Source organism: Cytobacillus kochii (assembly GCF_044790165.1).
Lineage (GTDB): Bacteria > Bacillota > Bacilli > Bacillales > Cytobacillaceae > Cytobacillus > Cytobacillus kochii.
This window is the reverse complement of sequence record NZ_CP085254.1, coordinates 140009-156779: the sequence shown is the minus strand read 5'-3', so window position 1 is coordinate 156779 and position 16771 is coordinate 140009. Positions and strand designations below refer to the sequence as shown.

29 protein-coding genes are annotated in these 16771 nt (G+C 40.0%); all 29 read right to left on the bottom strand.

The window, feature by feature from the left end; genetic code table 11:
- Positions 1-2 precede the first annotated feature (2 nt).
- The 29 genes from rplM to rpsC all read right to left on the bottom strand — a co-directional run bounded on the left by rplM (position 3) and on the right by rpsC (position 16769).
- Positions 3-440 carry a 50S ribosomal protein L13 gene (gene rplM / locus LG276_RS00815; RefSeq protein WP_095371192.1) on the bottom strand — a complete coding sequence of 146 codons (438 nt, stop codon included), beginning with the start codon at positions 438-440 and terminating at the stop codon, positions 3-5.
- Between the two features lie 202 nt (positions 441-642).
- Entirely contained in the window at positions 643-1404 is a 762-nt protein-coding gene (gene truA / locus LG276_RS00810; RefSeq protein WP_251163221.1) for a tRNA pseudouridine(38-40) synthase TruA, read from the bottom strand.
- A gap of 9 nt (positions 1405-1413) precedes the next feature.
- Positions 1414-2211 (bottom strand): energy-coupling factor transporter transmembrane protein EcfT, encoded by a 798-nt coding sequence (locus LG276_RS00805; protein WP_251163147.1) that lies wholly within the window; start codon positions 2209-2211, stop codon positions 1414-1416.
- Positions 2211-3077 (bottom strand): energy-coupling factor ABC transporter ATP-binding protein, encoded by an 867-nt coding sequence (locus tag LG276_RS00800; protein WP_224938679.1) that lies wholly within the window; start codon positions 3075-3077, stop codon positions 2211-2213. The genes LG276_RS00805 and LG276_RS00800 overlap by 1 nt, the downstream gene beginning before the upstream one ends.
- Positions 3053-3892 carry an energy-coupling factor ABC transporter ATP-binding protein gene (locus LG276_RS00795; protein ID WP_251163146.1) on the bottom strand — a complete coding sequence of 280 codons (840 nt, stop codon included), beginning with the start codon at positions 3890-3892 and terminating at the stop codon, positions 3053-3055. The genes LG276_RS00800 and LG276_RS00795 overlap by 25 nt, the downstream gene beginning before the upstream one ends.
- Before the next feature lie 393 nt (positions 3893-4285).
- The gene (locus tag LG276_RS00790; RefSeq protein ID WP_251163145.1) at positions 4286-4711 is read right to left on the bottom strand and encodes a hypothetical protein; all 426 of its coding nucleotides are present in this window, start codon (positions 4709-4711) and stop codon (positions 4286-4288) included.
- A 625-nt stretch (positions 4712-5336) separates the two neighbouring features.
- The gene (gene rplQ, locus LG276_RS00785) at positions 5337-5699 is read right to left on the bottom strand and encodes a 50S ribosomal protein L17 (RefSeq protein ID WP_095371198.1); all 363 of its coding nucleotides are present in this window, start codon (positions 5697-5699) and stop codon (positions 5337-5339) included.
- 52 nt (positions 5700-5751) lie between these two features.
- Entirely contained in the window at positions 5752-6696 is a 945-nt protein-coding gene (locus tag LG276_RS00780) for a DNA-directed RNA polymerase subunit alpha (RefSeq protein ID WP_095371199.1), read from the bottom strand.
- Positions 6697-6866: 170 nt separating this feature from the next.
- Positions 6867-7256 carry a 30S ribosomal protein S11 gene (rpsK, locus tag LG276_RS00775; RefSeq protein WP_095371200.1) on the bottom strand — a complete coding sequence of 130 codons (390 nt, stop codon included), beginning with the start codon at positions 7254-7256 and terminating at the stop codon, positions 6867-6869.
- A gap of 22 nt (positions 7257-7278) precedes the next feature.
- The gene (gene rpsM, locus LG276_RS00770) at positions 7279-7644 is read right to left on the bottom strand and encodes a 30S ribosomal protein S13 (protein ID WP_095371201.1); all 366 of its coding nucleotides are present in this window, start codon (positions 7642-7644) and stop codon (positions 7279-7281) included.
- 21 nt (positions 7645-7665) lie between these two features.
- Positions 7666-7779: a 50S ribosomal protein L36 gene (gene rpmJ / locus LG276_RS00765; RefSeq protein ID WP_003156543.1), complete on the bottom strand. Its 114-nt coding sequence runs from the start codon at positions 7777-7779 to the stop codon at positions 7666-7668.
- 35 nt (positions 7780-7814) lie between these two features.
- Entirely contained in the window at positions 7815-8033 is a 219-nt protein-coding gene (gene infA, locus LG276_RS00760; protein WP_095371202.1) for a translation initiation factor IF-1, read from the bottom strand.
- A 296-nt stretch (positions 8034-8329) separates the two neighbouring features.
- Entirely contained in the window at positions 8330-9076 is a 747-nt protein-coding gene (gene map / locus LG276_RS00755) for a type I methionyl aminopeptidase (protein WP_251163144.1), read from the bottom strand.
- Entirely contained in the window at positions 9076-9726 is a 651-nt protein-coding gene (locus tag LG276_RS00750) for an adenylate kinase (protein WP_095371204.1), read from the bottom strand. Before LG276_RS00750 ends, map begins: the two co-directional genes overlap by 1 nt.
- Positions 9727-9782: 56 nt before the next feature.
- Complete coding sequence (gene secY, locus LG276_RS00745) at positions 9783-11078, bottom strand: preprotein translocase subunit SecY (RefSeq protein ID WP_095371205.1); 1296 nt, start codon at positions 11076-11078, stop codon at positions 9783-9785.
- Complete coding sequence (gene rplO / locus LG276_RS00740; RefSeq protein WP_095371206.1) at positions 11078-11518, bottom strand: 50S ribosomal protein L15; 441 nt, start codon at positions 11516-11518, stop codon at positions 11078-11080. Before rplO ends, secY begins: the two co-directional genes overlap by 1 nt.
- Before the next feature lie 34 nt (positions 11519-11552).
- The gene (gene rpmD, locus LG276_RS00735) at positions 11553-11735 is read right to left on the bottom strand and encodes a 50S ribosomal protein L30 (RefSeq protein ID WP_224938675.1); all 183 of its coding nucleotides are present in this window, start codon (positions 11733-11735) and stop codon (positions 11553-11555) included.
- A 13-nt stretch (positions 11736-11748) separates the two neighbouring features.
- A complete protein-coding gene (rpsE, locus tag LG276_RS00730) occupies positions 11749-12249 on the bottom strand; it encodes a 30S ribosomal protein S5 (protein WP_095371208.1) in 501 nt (166 codons plus the stop codon).
- Between the two features lie 23 nt (positions 12250-12272).
- On the bottom strand, positions 12273-12635 hold the full coding sequence (gene rplR / locus LG276_RS00725; protein WP_095371209.1) for a 50S ribosomal protein L18: 363 nt from the start codon (positions 12633-12635) through the stop codon (positions 12273-12275).
- Positions 12636-12667: 32 nt separating this feature from the next.
- Positions 12668-13207, bottom strand: a complete 540-nt coding sequence (gene rplF / locus LG276_RS00720) for a 50S ribosomal protein L6 (RefSeq protein WP_095371210.1) — start codon at positions 13205-13207, stop codon at positions 12668-12670.
- A gap of 31 nt (positions 13208-13238) precedes the next feature.
- Positions 13239-13637, bottom strand: a complete 399-nt coding sequence (rpsH, locus tag LG276_RS00715) for a 30S ribosomal protein S8 (protein ID WP_095371211.1) — start codon at positions 13635-13637, stop codon at positions 13239-13241.
- A 29-nt stretch (positions 13638-13666) separates the two neighbouring features.
- Positions 13667-13852, bottom strand: coding sequence for a 30S ribosomal protein S14 (gene rpsN / locus LG276_RS00710; RefSeq protein ID WP_009499044.1), 186 nt, complete (start codon positions 13850-13852; stop codon positions 13667-13669).
- Between the two features lie 25 nt (positions 13853-13877).
- A complete protein-coding gene (rplE, locus tag LG276_RS00705) occupies positions 13878-14417 on the bottom strand; it encodes a 50S ribosomal protein L5 (RefSeq protein ID WP_224938674.1) in 540 nt (179 codons plus the stop codon).
- A 26-nt stretch (positions 14418-14443) separates the two neighbouring features.
- Positions 14444-14755: a 50S ribosomal protein L24 gene (gene rplX / locus LG276_RS00700; protein ID WP_095371213.1), complete on the bottom strand. Its 312-nt coding sequence runs from the start codon at positions 14753-14755 to the stop codon at positions 14444-14446.
- A gap of 36 nt (positions 14756-14791) precedes the next feature.
- Positions 14792-15160 (bottom strand): 50S ribosomal protein L14, encoded by a 369-nt coding sequence (rplN, locus tag LG276_RS00695; protein WP_095371214.1) that lies wholly within the window; start codon positions 15158-15160, stop codon positions 14792-14794.
- A gap of 41 nt (positions 15161-15201) precedes the next feature.
- Positions 15202-15465, bottom strand: a complete 264-nt coding sequence (gene rpsQ, locus LG276_RS00690; RefSeq protein ID WP_095371215.1) for a 30S ribosomal protein S17 — start codon at positions 15463-15465, stop codon at positions 15202-15204.
- A gap of 21 nt (positions 15466-15486) precedes the next feature.
- Positions 15487-15687, bottom strand: a complete 201-nt coding sequence (gene rpmC, locus LG276_RS00685) for a 50S ribosomal protein L29 (RefSeq protein ID WP_009336588.1) — start codon at positions 15685-15687, stop codon at positions 15487-15489.
- The gene (gene rplP / locus LG276_RS00680) at positions 15677-16111 is read right to left on the bottom strand and encodes a 50S ribosomal protein L16 (RefSeq protein ID WP_095371216.1); all 435 of its coding nucleotides are present in this window, start codon (positions 16109-16111) and stop codon (positions 15677-15679) included. The genes rpmC and rplP overlap by 11 nt, the downstream gene beginning before the upstream one ends.
- 1 nt (position 16112) lies before the next feature.
- Positions 16113-16769, bottom strand: a complete 657-nt coding sequence (gene rpsC, locus LG276_RS00675; protein ID WP_095371217.1) for a 30S ribosomal protein S3 — start codon at positions 16767-16769, stop codon at positions 16113-16115.
- Positions 16770-16771 lie beyond the last annotated feature (2 nt).

Genomic DNA, 16771 nt, shown 5'->3' with positions numbered 1-16771 from the left:
AATTATCCACGAAGTTCGTAAACTTCTGGTTGTTGTGCTTGGTGCGCATGTTCGCTACCAGCGTAAACATGTAATTTTTTAAACATTTGACGACCAAGAGAGTTCTTTGGAAGCATGCCTTTAATAGCAAGCTCTAACATGCTCTCAGGGTAGTTTGTACGCATTTCATTAGCAGTTCTAGTTTTTAAACCACCAGGGTGCATGCTGTGGCGGTAGTAAATTTTATCAGTAAGCTTCTTACCAGTTAATTCGATCTTAGAAGCGTTCAAGATAATTACATGATCACCAGTATCCACATGTGGTGTATAAGTTGGTTTATGTTTACCACGTAGAATTGATGCTACTTCACTAGCAAGACGTCCAAGAGTTTTGCCTTCAGCATCAACTACGTACCATTTACGTTCGATATTGTTTGCATTCGCCATAAACGTTGTACGCATCGGTTTTCCCTCCTAAATTAAATCCATTATAATCATTTTGGTTTCATATATTCTTACACAATAAGATTCCGGGGCTTATCGTGGTTTTAATAATAATACCATATGCTATAATATAACTTTACCAGCTGATTGTCAAGTCGATGTTACACCTGGATTAGTTGTTTTAAGAATTTTTTCTCGCAAATCCAGCAAATGACGCTCTTTACTTATCATTAGCAATATTTTCATCGTAATAGACTTGCCATAAGTACAGGCCATGACCAGGTGCCGTTTTCCCAGCAAAGATACGGTTTTTCTTCGCTAAAATCTTCTCTATTTCATGTGGCTCTCGCTCGCCCTTACCAACCTCAAGTAAGGTCCCCATTAAGATGCGAATCATATTATAAAGAAACCCGTTACCAACAAAACGGAACAGTAGCTCATCATCATGTTCCTCAATATAAACCCCATAGATGTTCCGCACGCGATCTTCCACTTCAGATCTTGCTGAACAAAAGCTTGTAAAGTCATGTTCTCCTAATAAATACTGGATGGCTTCGCGCATACGTTCCACATCTATTGGAAAGGAATACTGATAAGCATAATGCCGCAAAAAAGGGTTGCTTTTCTTCGTGCGTATTAATCGGTAGCGATACTCCTTACCTATGGCATGATATCGCGCATGGAAGTCCTCTGCTACATAGGCCGCTTCCTCTACTACAACATCATTCGGCAGAATAGAATTCAATGCAGCTGGCCAACGCTCCTCAGGCAACTGCAAAGGACTATCGAAGTGAATTACTTGACCCACCGCATGAACACCAGCGTCCGTGCGGCCAGAAGCAACAACTTTCACTTCACTGCCCTTATGCAGCTTCGTAAGTGCTGTTTCTAGCTCCCTTTGGACAGTCCGTTTATTCGGTTGTACTTGATAGCCCGCAAAGCCTGTGCCATCGTAAGCGATAATACATTTGATTCTCATGATTTGCCCTCTTTATGTTCTAAATATAATTAACAATATCGTTAAAGCCAAAAGCAATAACAACATCAATGTATCAATTACGCTCCACACAAGCTTACGATACCTTGTCCGTCCATCGCCTCCACGATAACCACGTGCCTCCATTGCTGTGGCAAGCTCCTCTGCTCGTTTAAATGAACTCACAAACAGCGGAATCAGTAGTGGAATAATCGCCATCACACGGTCTTTTACAGGGCCTGAGGAGAACTCCACGCCTCTTGCTGATTGTGCCTTCATAATTTTATCTGTTTCCTCCATGAGCGTCGGAATAAACCTTAAGGCGATAGACATCATTAGGGCGAGCTCATGCACCGGAAACTTCAACTTCTTAAGTGGGCCTAACAAACTCTCTAAACCGTCTGTAATCGCAATAGGGGCTGTTGTTAACGTTAGGATCGATGTGATTAAGATTAATAGGAAAAAGCGTAAAGAGATAAAAATCCCTTGTCTCAGGCCTTCTTCGTAAACTTTAAACCATCCTAATTCAAAAATAATCGGTCCTTCTCTTGTTAAAAAGATATGCATCAAGAACGTAAAAATAATCAAAATGAAGACGAGTTTTAAGCCACCAAATACAAAGCGCATCGGCACTTTCGACATCGCTAGCATTAATAAGGTATAGACAACAAGGGCACCATACGTAATCGCATTATTAGCGATGAAAACAACACATACGAATAAAAGAACGATAATGAGTTTGGAGCGCGGGTCCATTCGGTGAATCACTGAATCAGCTGGAACATAGCGTCCAAAAATCATTTTTTCCATCATTAGGCTTCACCTCTCTTTAAAAAGCGAGGCATTTCTTGACTGATTTCCTCTATTGTTAAGCATGTTTTAGCAAACTTATAGCCGAATGTTTTCTCTAGCTTTTGCTGGAACTTCACAACCTCTGGTACGTCTAAGCCCATTTTTATCAATTGCTCTGGGTCAGAGAAAATATCGAGTGGTGTACCCACTTTATAGACTTCACCTTTATGCATAATAGCAATCTTATCTGCATAGCGTGAGGCATCCTCCATACTATGCGTTACAAGAATCGTAGATAAATTCCGCTCTTTATGAAGCTGATAAAACATATCCATAATTTCTTTGCGCCCACGAGGATCTAGGCCAGCTGTTGGTTCATCAAGCACAATGACATCAGGATGCATCGCTAATACACCAGCAATGGCTACTCGGCGCATTTGTCCACCAGAAAGGTCGAACGGTGATTTTTGTAAAATCGACTCATCTAAGCCCACTTGTTTAATTGCTTCATGTGCTCGCCTTTTTGCTTCTCCTTCATTCACACCGAAATTCATCGGACCAAAACAAATATCTTTCTCTACAGTTTCCTCAAATAGTTGATGCTCAGGAAATTGAAACACAATCGCTACTTTTTGGCGTATCGCTTTTAAGCCTTTCTGTTTCTTTTCAGAAGTAATCGTTCTCTCACCAATAACAACTTCGCCCGCTGTAGGTTTCAGTAATGCATTTAAATGTTGTAGGACGGTCGATTTCCCAGAACCAGTATGTCCTATTAAAGCGAGAAATGTGCCTGATGGAATATCTATAGACACATCTTGAATCGCTAATCTTTCAAACGGCGTATTGACCTGATAGCGATATTCTACATTTTTAAGTGAGATGTCCATAATTCTTCCACCAATTCTTCTTCAGATAAATGATGCTTAGATACTGGGATATTTAAGCCTTTTAACATTTTGCTCATTTTCACAGGGAATGGAATATCGAGTCCTAACGATATCAACTCTTCATCTAATTGAAAAATATCTTCCGGACTACCTTCCCGATAATGCTGTCCTTTATTCATCACAATCATGCGATCAGCCTTTGCTGCTTCTTCTAAATCATGCGTGATGGAAATAACAGTCATTTCTTGCGATGCTTTTAACTGTCTAATCGTCTCTAACACCTCTTCACGACCACGCGGGTCTAACATAGAGGTCGCTTCGTCCAAGACAATGATATTCGGCCTAAGCGCTAGAACCCCTGCAATGGCCACACGCTGCTTTTGGCCACCTGATAAATGGTGCGGCTCTTGATCAAGAAACTGTTCCATTTTCACACTCTCCAGCGCGTTATGGACACGCTTAATCATTTCCTCTCTCTCGATGCCGTGATTTTCTAAACCAAAAGCCACATCATCCTGTACAGTCGTACCAACAAACTGGTTATCGGGATTTTGAAAAACCATCCCAATTTTATCTCGTATGTCCCAAACCGTTTCTTCTGATAGCAGCAAACCATCTACCGTAATACTGCCTTCCTTTGGGAAATTTAAGCCATTTAAAAGCTTAGCCATCGTTGACTTGCCTGATCCATTATGACCAACAATCGCCAACCATTCCCCTTCATATATATCAAACGTCACATCTTTCAACGCATAATCCGCATTCTCATCATATTTAAAAGAAAGATTCCTTATCTGCACGAGGGAATTCTTCATACTCATCTACTCCTCTCAACTCTACTAAAAACAAACCTAAAAATCTAACGTCTAAATTTTATTAGAAAACTGGGCGATTGGCAAGCCTTTAAGGCGACGACAGGGGACCTAGTTGCTCTTATACTTCGTTCTTTCTTTTGACAGGCATCATAGAGCTATTTTTCTTCTCTGCTTGTCAAAAGGTAATCACTCTGAAGTGATTGAAACCTGAGCAATTGGCAAGCCCGTTAAGACGATGACAAAGTCTTAGTTGCTCTTATACTTCACTCTTTCTTCTGACTCACTTCATCGCTATTCTTCAATGCTATCAATAGGTCACGACTCTGAAGTGATAGAAAACCAATTCTTAATCGTACTAATATCACTGGCTTGCATTCAGAATGGTTCATGCGTTTAATGATTCTTTATGCACAAGTCTTGCTTCTTTACTAGTTTTAGCGCAATTCCAATGTTTACACGTAATTCCTTGATTTTCTTTGCCACCTTTTGCGCGTTTCCACCCTTTACGCGCAATTCCTTGGTTTTCTTTACTACCTTTTGCGTGATTCCATCATTTACGCGCAATTCTTTTGTTTTCTTTACTACCTTTTGCGCGTTTCCACCTTTTGCGCGCAGTTCTTTGTCTTTCTTTACTACTTTTTGCGTGATTCCACCCTTTACGCGCAATTCCTTAGCTTTCTTTCCTACTTTTTGCGCGCTTTCACCCTTTACCCGCAATTCTTTAGTTTTCTTTACTACCTTTTGCGCGTTTCCACCTTTTACGCGCAATTCTTTGTCTTTTTTTCCTACTTTTTGCGTGATTCCACCCTTTACACGCAATACTTTGCCTTTCTTTCCTACCTTTTACGCGCTTTCAACCTTTGCATGCAGTTCTTCACTATACCCCATATCTTTTACGCGTTTTCACGTATAAAAGTAATTCTTCTTTTTTCCCTTACCTGTATGACGCACCGACCATACATACCCACGTACTCTGCCACTAATTATGCTATTGAATAAGGAGTTACAAAAATTCTATTAACTAAAACTTAGGGGCAAAACAAACAATTCTCTTTATATAATAAAAAAGCCGCCACTATTGATGGCGAGCTACTATGTATATGGAGTTCTATCCTATCTGCAACTATCTCCATAACAAAGGCTCGATAATAATTGCCTTGGCAATGGTTGTTTTTAAAAAAGCCTGCATCCTCATCCTAGTAATACAGGCATTCCTGTATGGACGAGTAAAGAAAATGGATGAAGATGCAAAGAGCTAGACGTAACACCTCAATATTACGGATGTCCATCGTAACACTCAAAATGGTTTTGCTCATTGGCTTTAGGGGTATCCCTATTTAAAGAAAGAGGGCATTGAATAAGTTCCAATGAAACCATTCAGGCGCCCTCAATCTGCACATGAATCCCAAAGGTTAGGTTATCCTAATCTAAGAAGATACGTTTATTATACTAATTCGATGATTACCATTGGTGCTGCGTCGCCACGACGAGGACCGATTTTCATAATACGAGTGTAACCACCTTGACGCTCTTCATAACGAGGAGCAATATCACTGAACAATTTTTGAACAGCATCTTGGTTTTTCTCAGCATCAGCTACTTCATGACGAACATATGCAGCTGCTTGGCGACGAGCGTGAAGATCTCCACGTTTACCAAGAGTGATCAATTTTTCAACTACTGAACGAAGTTCTTTAGCACGAGCTTCAGTTGTTTCAATACGCTCATTGATGATTAAATCTGTTGATAAGTCACGTAGCATCGCTTTACGTTGAGCGCTAGTGCGTCCTAACTTTCTGTATCCCATGAAAGTTTCCCTCCTTTGTTGAAGTCATTAAAGGCTAGATTTCAAAAGACAATCAGTCGTCTTTACGCAAACCTAATCCAAGCTCTTCTAGTTTATGTTTTACTTCCTCTAGAGACTTCCTACCTAAGTTACGTACTTTCATCATATCTTCTTCAGTTTTATTAGCTAACTCCTGAACAGTGTTAATGCCTGCACGTTTTAAGCAGTTGTATGAACGAACAGATAAATCTAGTTCTTCAATTGTCATTTCAAGGACTTTTTCTTTTTGGTCTTCTTCTTTTTCAACCATAATTTCAGCATTTTGAGCTTCATCAGTTAAACCAACAAAGATATTCAAATGCTCAGTTAAGATCTTCGCTCCAAGTGCAACTGCATCTTGAGGGCCAGTACTTCCGTCAGTCCAAACATCAAAAGTCAATTTATCAAAATTACTCAATTGACCAACACGAGTATTCTCAACTTGATATTGTACGCGTGAAACTGGCGTATAAATAGAATCAATAGGAATTACACCGATTGGTTGATCTTCTTTTTTGTTTTGAACAGCTGGTGTATAACCACGACCACGTTTAGCAGTTAGACGCATATGCAAATGACCATTTGAACCAAGAGTAGCAATATGAAGATCCGGATTAAGAATCTCTACATCACTATCATGTGTTACATCTGCAGCAGTAACTACACCTTCGCTTTGAACGTCAATTTCTAATGTTTTTTCTTCATCAGAATAGATTTTCAATGCGAGCTTTTTAATGTTTAAAATGATAGATGTTACATCTTCTACGACGCCTTCAATTGTTGAGAACTCATGAAGTACCCCATCAATTTGGATCGAAGTGACAGCGGCACCTGGGAGTGAGGATAATAGGATACGACGTAAGGAGTTACCCAAAGTTGTTCCATATCCACGCTCAAGTGGTTCTACGACGAACTTACCATACTTAGCATCATCGCTGATCTCAACCGTTTCGATTTTTGGTTTTTCTATTTCGATCATCAAAATACACCCTCCTTCAAAACGTCGAAACCCCGGTTTATTAACCGAAATTCCCCCATGTATACGTTCCCGTTTTGTGCACAACAACTGGAATAATAAATACTGTATAATTCATTTACTTTGTATCATATCCCATTATAGACAGGGATTCAAAAGTTTATACAGATTAATTATACACGGCGGCGTTTTGGTGGACGACATCCGTTATGTGGTACTGGAGTAACGTCTCTGATAGCAGTAACTTCTAGACCAGCAGCTTGTAATGCACGAATAGCAGCTTCACGACCTGCACCAGGTCCTTTAACTGTTACTTCTAAAGTTTTCATACCATGTTCCATAGATGCTTTCGCAGCTGTTTCAGCAGCCATTTGCGCAGCGAAAGGAGTCGATTTACGAGAACCTCTGAATCCTAGCGCACCAGCACTTGACCAAGAAAGAGCATTACCATGAGAATCAGTGATAGTTACGATTGTATTATTGAATGTTGAACGAATATGTGCAATTCCGCTTTCAATATTCTTTTTGACACGACGTTTACGTGTATTAGTTTTACGAGCCATTTTAAGAACCCTCCTTTACCGATTATTTCTTTTTGTTCGCTACAGTCTTACGAGGACCTTTACGTGTACGAGCATTGTTTTTAGTATTTTGTCCGCGAACAGGTAAGCCACGACGGTGACGAAGACCGCGGTAGGATCCGATTTCCATTAGACGTTTGATGTTAAGTGATACTTCACGACGAAGGTCACCTTCAACTTTTAATGAATCGATTTGCTCACGAATTTTGTTTAATTCATCTTCAGTAAGATCGCGTACACGAGTATTCTCGTTTACACCAGCTTCTGCTAGAACTTTTTGAGCAGTTGTTTTACCAATACCATAGATATAAGTTAATGAGATTACTACACGTTTTTCACGTGGTACATCTACACCTGCAATACGTGCCACTATATGCGCACCTCCTTCAATTTAGCCTTGTTTTTGTTTATGTTTAGGGTTTTCACAGATAACCATTACTTTACCTTTTCTGCGGATGACTTTGCACTTTTCGCAGATCGGTTTAACTGATGGTCTTACTTTCATTATCCTAACCTCCTTAGTAGTACGGAGTGCAATGATTATTTAAAACGATAAGTGATTCTTCCGCGAGTTAAGTCATAAGGAGAAAGCTCAACTGTTACTTTATCCCCTGGTAAAATACGAATGAAGTGCATGCGAATTTTACCGGAAACATGAGCTAAAACTGTATGACCGTTTTCTAATTCTACCTTAAACATTGCATTTGGCAAAGTGTCTATGACTGTGCCTTCTACTTCAATTACATCATCTTTCGCCACTAAACAAGTCTCCCTTCCATAAAATCATATACGAAATACATCAAATGCTTTCCCAAGCATGTAGATATTCTTTGCTAAAAGGTTCGCAGAATAACACATTCGGACATTCCGATACATAATCTCATAGGTCGCGTAATCAATGCAAGCTTTATGAGCTAATAATCATCTTACTCAAAACAAATGATTTTAAACATATACACAACAACCTTCTGATTATAACATAAAAAGAGTTTGACGTCTCCTTATAGTAAAAAGAAAAATGAGTTAGAAACGGAGTATTTTAGAAAAGCCTACTGTTATTTTACAGTAAGTATTTCATAACCAGTTTCAGTAATGGCTATTGTATGTTCGAAATGGGCACAACGCTTACCATCGACTGTTACGACTGTCCATTGATCGGATAGCGTTGATACATATCTACTACCGATATTTACCATCGGTTCGATAGCTAATACCATACCTGGTTTTAATAGAGGCCCTTTATTCGGGGGACCAAAATGTGGAATCTGTGGTTCCTCATGTAAGTCTTGCCCTACCCCATGTCCGACATATTCTCGTACAATGGAAAAGCCTTTGCTTTCCGCATATGTTTGGATTGCATGAGAGATGTTCGATAAGCGTACACCTGGCTTTGCTTGTTTTAAGCCTTCATATAATGACTGCTCAGTAACTTCAAGCAATGCTTTTGATTGTTCATCAATTGCCCCTACTGCGTAGGTCCAGGCAGAATCACCGTGATAACCGTTATATTTTGCACCTATATCAATACTGATGATATCACCATCGTTTAAGCTGTTATCATCAGGAATCCCGTGAACTAGCTTTTCGTTCACAGATGTACATATACTACCTGGAAAACCGTTATAACCTTTAAAAGATGGGACGGCCCCACATTTGAGAATAAAAGCCTCAGCAAGACGATCTAATTCTCTTGTCGTTATTCCCGGAGTGATATGCTTTTGTAATTCCTCATGTGTTAAAGCGACAATTCTACCAGCTTCTCGCATAATATCGATTTCACGTTGAGTTTTGCTTATGATCATTATTGTAAGCCTCTTAAAAGACTATCTAGATCAGTAAATACTTTACCAATTTCTTGTTGACCGTTAATGTTACGTAAATAGCCTTTATTTTCATAGAAATCAAGCAAAGGTTTTGTTTGCTTAATGTTTACGTCAAGTCTATTTTTAACAGTTGCTTCATTATCATCTTCACGTTGATATAATTCTCCACCACAGCGGTCACATTCGCCCTCTTTAGTTGGAGGATTAAATACAAGATGATATGTTGCCCCACAAGATTTACATATTCTGCGGCCAGTTAGCCTTTCCATCAAAATCTCTTGATCTACATCAATGTTAATAACGTAATCAATTTTTCTTGATAGATCAGAAAGAATATTTTCTAAAGCATCCGCTTGAGCAACGGTTCTAGGGAAACCATCTAAAAGAAAACCTTTTTCGCAATCGGGTTTACCAAGACGTTCTCTAACAATACCAATTGTTACTTCGTCTGGCACAAGTTCACCTTTATCCATAAAAGACTTTGCTTCTAAACCTAGAGCAGTTTCTTCTTTGATCGCTGCACGGAACATGTCTCCAGTAGAGATATGCGGAATACCGTACTTTTCAACAATTCTTTCTGCTTGTGTACCTTTACCGGCACCAGGGAGCCCCATTAATACAAGATTCAAGTGAATTCCCCCCTATTCTATTAGGTTTGAGGGAACAATCGTCCCCTTAAACCTTTCTATTTGATAAAACCTTTATAATGACGTTTAACTAGCTGAGACTCTAACTGTTTGTAAGTATCAAGAGCAACACCAATCACGATTAGTAAGCTCGTTCCACCGATTTGAGCAGTTTCTGGTAGCCCTGCAACATTAATGAAGAACATTGGAATGATTGCAATCGCTGTTAAGAAAAGAGCACCAACAAAAGTTAAACGATATAAGACTTTAGTTAAATATTCCTGCGTGTTTTTACCAGGACGGATGCCCGGTACATAACCACCTTGATTCTTCAAGTTCTCAGAGACTTTCTCTGGGTTTACTTGAATGAATGCATAGAAATATGTGAAAGCAATTATTAATGCAGCATAGATGACCATACCGATTGGCTCAGTATAATCAAATATCTTCTGGATCCAACTCGTTACACTATTCGATTCAAAAAAGCCTGCAATCGTTCGTGGTGTAATGATAAATGAAATCGCAAAGATAACAGGGATAACACCTGCAGCATTTACTTTTAAAGGTAAATGAGTGTTTTGAACACCTACTGGCGTCTTACCTGCTGATGCACGTTTTGCATATTGTACTGGAATTTTTCTTAATGCCTGTTGGATAAAGATTGTTCCAACTACAATAGCAATAACCGCAAGCACGATAAGTACAAGGGTTACGATACGTAGGAATAATTGATCTCCAGCACCTTCAATTTGCTGCGCATAAATTTGGTTAGCGATGGAAGGAATACCGGCAACGATTCCAGCGAAGATAATAATAGAAATACCATTACCAACACCTTTTTCCGTAATTTGCTCCCCTAACCACATTAAAAAAGCAGTTCCTGCAGTTAATACTGTAGCAATTAATAAATAAGAGCCAATACCCGTATTTTCAATTAACATGCCACCAGCAAGATTATTAAACCCGTAAGACATACCAAGAGCTTGGATAAAACCAAGCACGATAGTAAAGTATCGTGTAAACTGAGCTAGTTTACGACGACCCGCCTCACCTTGCTTAGCCCATTCCGTAAATTTCGGCACAACGTCCATTTGTAGTAACTGAACAATGATTGATGCTGTAATATACGGCATGATTCCCATCGCAAGAATTGAGAAGTTTAATAACGCACCGCCACCAAATACATTCAAGACACCAAATACACTCATTTGATCCTGTGATTGTAAAATTTGTGCATTCACCCCTGGAACGGGGATAAATGTGCCGATGCGAAATACAATTAACATTAATAGGGTGAAAATAATCTTTCTTCTTATGTCACCCACGCGCATAAAATTGGAGATTGTCTGAAGCATTAGATCACCTCGGCTTTACCGCCGGCAGCTTCGATTGCTTCTTTAGCCGCAGCAGAGAATTTATGAGCTTTAACTGTAAGCTTTTTCTCTACGTTGCCTTTAGCAAGAACTTTAATTCCTGCTTTTTCGTTACTTACAACACCCGTTTCAATAAGAAGCTCTGGAGTAACTTCCGCTCCATCTTCAAAACGATTAAGTGCGTCAAGATTAACTACCGCATATTCTTTACGGTTAATGTTAGTGAATCCGCGTTTTGGTAAGCGTCTGAATAAAGGTGTTTGACCACCTTCGAATCCAGGACGTACGCCGCCGCCAGAACGAGCATTTTGACCTTTATGTCCCTTACCAGCAGTTTTACCGTTACCTGAACCAATACCGCGACCTTTGCGTTTACGTTCTTGACGTGAACCTTCTGCAGGTTTTAATTCATGAAGTTTCATGTTGGCACCTCCTTATTTTGTAGAAGATCGAAAATTATTTTTCAGTTACCGTTACAAGATGAGCAACTTTTTTAATCATACCACGGATGGCAGGATTGTCTTGGTGCTCAACTGTTTGGTGCATTTTGCGTAATCCAAGAGCTGTGACTGTTTGGCGTTGGTCCTCAGGGCGACCAATCACACTGCGAGTGAGGGTAACTTCTAGTTTATTCGCCATTTGATTTCCCTCCTTATCCTAACAGTTCTTCTACTGATAAACCACGTAACTTAGCTACGTCTTCAGCACGTTTTAATTGTTGTAAACCATCTAGTGTTGCGCGAACCATGTTAATTGGTGTGTTTGTACCCAATGATTTAGAAAGGATATCGCCTACACCCGCTAACTCTAGTACCGCACGAACTGGTCCACCAGCGATAACTCCTGTACCTTCATATGCAGGTTTTAGAAGAATTTCGCCAGCTCCGAAGTGACCGATTACTTCGTGAGGAATTGTAGTTCCAACCATAGGAACTTCAATTAAGTTTTTCTTCGCATCTTCAATTGCTTTGCGAATAGCTTCTGGTACCTCTTGAGCTTTACCTGTACCAAAGCCAACGTTACCGTTTTTATCTCCAACTACTACAAGAGCAGAGAATCTGAAACGACGTCCACCTTTAACAACCTTAGCTACACGGTTTACCGTAACTACGCGCTCTTCAAGTTCAAGTTTGTTTGGATCAATACGACGCATTCTATATGTCCCTCCTTTGTCTATTAAAATTCTAACCCGTTTTCGCGAGCAGCATCTGCTAACGCTTTAACACGACCATGATATAAGTATCCTCCACGGTCAAATACGATTGATTTCAATCCTTTTGCTTCCGCACGTTTAGCGATTAATTCGCCGACTTTAACAGCCGCATCAACGTTGCCTGTAGCTTCAATACTAGCTTCTTTGTCTTGTGTAGACGCGCTAGCAAGAGTTACTCCGTTCACATCGTCAATTAATTGTGCATAAATGTGTTTATTTGAGCGATACACATTTAGACGAGGACGAGCCGCAGTGCCAGAAAGTTTAGATCTTACGCGAGCGTGTCTTTTCTTACGCACTGCATTTTTATCAGCCTTCGTAATCATTTCGGTCACTCCTTTCGTTTAGCTATGCAGCATTACTTACCTGTTTTACCTTCTTTACGACGAACATATTCTCCTTCATACCTAATACCTTTTCCTTTGTAAGGTTCTGGAGGACGAACGTCACGAATGTTAGCCGCTAAAGCGCCTACACGTTCTTTACTTGCACCTTTTACTACTACTTTCGTATTAGCTGGTACTTCGATTTCGATACCTTCTTCAGGTTCGATTTCAACTGGGTGAGAGTATCCAACGTTCAATACAAGCTTTTTACCTTGTTTTTGGGCACGGTAACCGACACCGATAAGTTCTAAGCCTTTTTCGAAGCCTTTAGATACACCTTCAACCATGTTAGCGATCAATGCACGAGTTGTACCATGAAGCGCACGGTGCTCTTTTTGATCAGAAGGACGCACGATGTTGATTACGTTCTCTTCGATGTTAATTGCGATATCTTTATTAAAAGTGTGAGAAAGCTCACCTTTAGGACCCTTTACGATAACGTGATGATTTTCATCAAGCGTTACTGTTACTCCACTAGGGATTTCAATTGGTTTTTTACCTATACGGGACATTTATTGCACCTCCATTCTTTCTGAAACTATATTACCAAACGTACGCTAGTACTTCTCCGCCTACTTGTTTCGCGCGAGCTTCTTTGTCTGTAAGAACGCCTTGAGAAGTAGAAACGAGTGCGATACCAAGACCGTTAAGAACGCGTGGTACCTCATCAGCTTTAGCATAAACACGAAGACCAGGTTTACTGATACGTTTTAAGCCTGTGATTACACGTTCATTCTTTGCACCGTATTTTAAGAAAATGCGGATAATGCCTTGCTTGTTATCTTCGATAAACTCTACATCACGTACGAAGCCTTCACGCTTAAGGATTTCAGCAACTTCTTTTTTAATATTAGAAGCAGGAACTTCTAATTTTTCGTGACGAACCATGTTCGCATTACGGATGCGAGTTAGCAAATCTGCAATTGGATCTGTCATGACCATTGTTTTTACCTCCTTCCCTAACTTTGGGTTTACCAGCTAGCTTTTTTAACGCCAGGAATTTGTCCTTTATATGCTAATTCACGGAAACAAATACGGCAAAGCTTAAATTTACGGTATACAGAATGTGGACGTCCACAACGTTCGCAACGTGTATATTCTTGTACCTTGTATTTAGGCGTGCGTTTTTGTTTCGCAATCATTGACTTTTTAGCCACGTTTTCGCCTCCCTCTAATTAACGATTACTTTTGGAATGGCATTCCAAATTGTGTTAAAAGTTCACGAGCTTCTTCATCAGTATTGGCAGTTGTTACGATAACGATATCCATACCACGAACTTTGCTTACTTTATCGTAATCGATCTCAGGGAAGATCAATTGCTCTTTAACACCAAGTGTGTAGTTTCCGCGTCCATCGAAAGACTTTTTAGAAATACCACGGAAGTCACGTACACGTGGAAGAGAAACAGATACTAATTTATCGAAGAATTCGTACATGCGTTCTCCACGTAAAGTAACTTTCGCTCCGATTGGCATACCTTCACGTAAACGGAAGCCAGCGATTGATTTTTTCGCGCGAGTGATAACAGGTTTTTGACCTGCAATTTGTGTTAATTCCTCAACAGCATTATCTAATGCTTTAGAGTTTTGCACAGCATCACCCACACCCATGTTGATAACGATTTTTTCAAGTTTTGGTACTTGCATTACTGATTTATAGTTAAACTTGCTCACAAGAGCAGGAGTAATTTCTTTTACATGTTTTTCTTTTAGGCGGTTCATCGATTGTACCTCCCTTCTTCATTGATCTATTTATCTAAAGATTCACCTGATTTTTTTGCTACACGCACTTTTTTCCCATCAACCGTTTGATAGCCTACGCGAGTTGGTTCACCAGATTTTGGGTCAACCGGCATAACGTTTGATACATGAATAGGTGCTTCTTGGCTAAGGATTCCACCTTGAGGATTCAAGTTAGATGGTTTAGCGTGTTTCTTTACGATATTAACACCTTCTACAAGAACGCGTTCTTGTTTTGGGTAAGCAGCAAGAATAACGCCTGATTTGCCTTTATCCTTACCAGAGATGACCATTACTTTATCACCTTTTTTTACATGCATCTGTGTGCACCTCCTTAAAGGCATTTTGTTTAATTTTTATAGTACTTCTGGAGCTAATGATACGATTTTCATGAAGTTGTTCTCGCGTAGTTCACGAGCAACTGGTCCAAAGATACGTGTACCACGAGGACCTTTATCGTCACGAATAATTACACATGCGTTTTCATCAAAACGGATGTATGTGCCATCTTTACGACGAACGCCGCTCTTTGTACGAACGACAACAGCTTTAACAACATCACCTTTTTTAACAACGCCACCTGGTGTTGCTTGTTTCACTGTGCAAACAATTACATCACCGATGTTAGCAGTTTTACGGCCTGAACCACCTAAAACTTTAATTGTAAGTACTTCACGAGCACCAGAGTTATCAGCAACTTTTAAACGTGATTCTTGTTGAATCATCTGTGTAACCTCCCTTCGGGATCAAACATATTTCCGAACAATTAGATAATAACTGCTTTCTCAACAACTTCAACTAGACGGAAGCGTTTAGTCGCAGATAATGGGCGAGTTTCCATGATACGAACGATATCGCCGATTTTTGCTTCGTTTTGCTCATCATGAGCTTTAAACTTTTTAGAGTACTTTACGCGTTTGCCGTATAATGGATGCTTTTTGTATGTTTCGACTAAAACAGTAACAGTTTTATCCATTTTGTCTGAAACAACGCGTCCAGAGTATACTTTGCGTTGGTTACGTTCACTCATTGTGCGAACCTCCTCTCAATATCACTTGCTAAAACCAATTTCTCTTTCACGGATAACAGTTTTCATACGAGCAATTGCTTTACGCACTTCACGGATGCGAGCTGTGTTTTCCAGTTGTCCAGTCGCCAATTGAAAGCGTAGATTAAAAAGCTCTTCTTTTAATGATTTAACTTTTTGTTCTATTTCGGCAGTGGTAAGGTCACGAATTTCATTAGCTTTCATTTGATTCACCACCAATTTCTTCTCGTTTTACAAACTTACATTTAACTGGAAGTTTGTGTGCTGCAAGACGTAGAGCTTCACGAGCGATCTCTTCAGATACACCTGCAATTTCGAACATTACTTTACCAGGCTTAACAACTGCAACCCATCCTTCAGGAGCACCCTTACCAGAACCCATTCGGACTTCAAGAGGCTTAGCAGTGTATGGCTTATGCGGGAATATTTTAATCCAAACTTTACCGCCACGTTTCATGTAACGAGTCATTGCAATACGGGCAGATTCGATTTGACGGTTAGTGATCCAAGAAGCATCTTGAGCTTGTAGACCATATTCACCGAATGTTACTTCAGTACCACCTTTTGCTTGACCGCGCATTTTTCCACGGTGTACACGACGATATTTTACGCGTTTTGGCAATAGCATATTATTTGCCTCCTTCCCCATTATTCTTCTTTGTAGGAAGCACCTCTCCACGATAGATCCATACTTTTACGCCTAACTTACCGTAAGTCGTATCTGCTTCTGCTGTAGCATAATCAATGTCAGCACGAAGAGTATGAAGTGGTACAGTTCCTTCGCTATAAGATTCAGAACGAGCGATATCAGCACCGCCAAGACGTCCAGATACCATTGTTTTGATACCTTTAGCTCCTGCGCGCATAGCACGTTGAATAGTTTGTTTTTGAGCACGACGGAATGATACACGGTTTTCCAATTGACGAGCAATGTTTTCCGCTACTAATTTCGCGTCGATGTCAGCTTTTTTGATTTCAAGAATATTGATGTGAACACGTTTGCCAGTAAGTGCGTTAAGTGCTTTACGCAACGCCTCTACCTCAGTACCACCTTTACCGATAACCATTCCTGGTTTTGCAGTATGGACTGTGATATTTAAGCGATTAGCTGCACGTTCGATTTCTACTTTAGAAACAGATGCATCGCTTAAGCGTTTTGTGATGTACTCACGAACTTTCAGGTCTTCGTGTAAAAGATCAGCGTAGTCTTTACCTGCGTACCATTTTGACTCCCAATCACGGATGACACCGATACGCAAACCGACTGGATTTACTTTTTGACCCACAG

Coding starts and splice junctions, on each gene's coding strand:
- rplN (WP_095371214.1), bottom strand. CDS start 15,160: ATGATTCAACAAGAATCACGTTTAAAAGTTGCTGATAACTCTGGTGCT.
- rpsQ (WP_095371215.1), bottom strand. CDS start 15,465: ATGAGTGAACGTAACCAACGCAAAGTATACTCTGGACGCGTTGTTTCA.
- rpsE (WP_095371208.1), bottom strand. CDS start 12,249: ATGCGTCGTATTGATCCAAACAAACTTGAACTTGAAGAGCGCGTAGTT.
- LG276_RS00800 (WP_224938679.1), bottom strand. CDS start 3,077: ATGGACATCTCACTTAAAAATGTAGAATATCGCTATCAGGTCAATACG.
- LG276_RS00805 (WP_251163147.1), bottom strand. CDS start 2,211: ATGATGGAAAAAATGATTTTTGGACGCTATGTTCCAGCTGATTCAGTG.
- rplE (WP_224938674.1), bottom strand. CDS start 14,417: ATGAACCGCCTAAAAGAAAAACATGTAAAAGAAATTACTCCTGCTCTT.
- rplF (WP_095371210.1), bottom strand. CDS start 13,207: ATGTCCCGTATAGGTAAAAAACCAATTGAAATCCCTAGTGGAGTAACA.
- rplO (WP_095371206.1), bottom strand. CDS start 11,518: ATGAAACTTCATGAATTAAAACCTGCAGAAGGTTCACGTCAAGAACGT.
- rplQ (WP_095371198.1), bottom strand. CDS start 5,699: ATGGGATACAGAAAGTTAGGACGCACTAGCGCTCAACGTAAAGCGATG.
- rpmC (WP_009336588.1), bottom strand. CDS start 15,687: ATGAAAGCTAATGAAATTCGTGACCTTACCACTGCCGAAATAGAACAA.
- rplR (WP_095371209.1), bottom strand. CDS start 12,635: ATGATTACGAAGGCTGATAAAAATGCAGTGCGTAAGAAAAGACACGCT.
- rplP (WP_095371216.1), bottom strand. CDS start 16,111: ATGCTATTGCCAAAACGCGTAAAATATCGTCGTGTACACCGTGGAAAA.
- secY (WP_095371205.1), bottom strand. CDS start 11,078: ATGCTTCAGACAATCTCCAATTTTATGCGCGTGGGTGACATAAGAAGA.
- rpsH (WP_095371211.1), bottom strand. CDS start 13,637: ATGGTCATGACAGATCCAATTGCAGATTTGCTAACTCGCATCCGTAAT.
- rplX (WP_095371213.1), bottom strand. CDS start 14,755: ATGCATGTAAAAAAAGGTGATAAAGTAATGGTCATCTCTGGTAAGGAT.
- LG276_RS00795 (WP_251163146.1), bottom strand. CDS start 3,892: ATGAAGAATTCCCTCGTGCAGATAAGGAATCTTTCTTTTAAATATGAT.
- map (WP_251163144.1), bottom strand. CDS start 9,076: ATGATCATAAGCAAAACTCAACGTGAAATCGATATTATGCGAGAAGCT.
- rpsK (WP_095371200.1), bottom strand. CDS start 7,256: ATGGCTCGTAAAACTAATACACGTAAACGTCGTGTCAAAAAGAATATT.
- rplM (WP_095371192.1), bottom strand. CDS start 440: ATGCGTACAACGTTTATGGCGAATGCAAACAATATCGAACGTAAATGG.
- LG276_RS00780 (WP_095371199.1), bottom strand. CDS start 6,696: ATGATCGAAATAGAAAAACCAAAAATCGAAACGGTTGAGATCAGCGAT.
- rpmD (WP_224938675.1), bottom strand. CDS start 11,735: ATGGCGAATAAACTAGAAGTTACCCTCACTCGCAGTGTGATTGGTCGC.
- rpmJ (WP_003156543.1), bottom strand. CDS start 7,779: ATGAAAGTAAGACCATCAGTTAAACCGATCTGCGAAAAGTGCAAAGTC.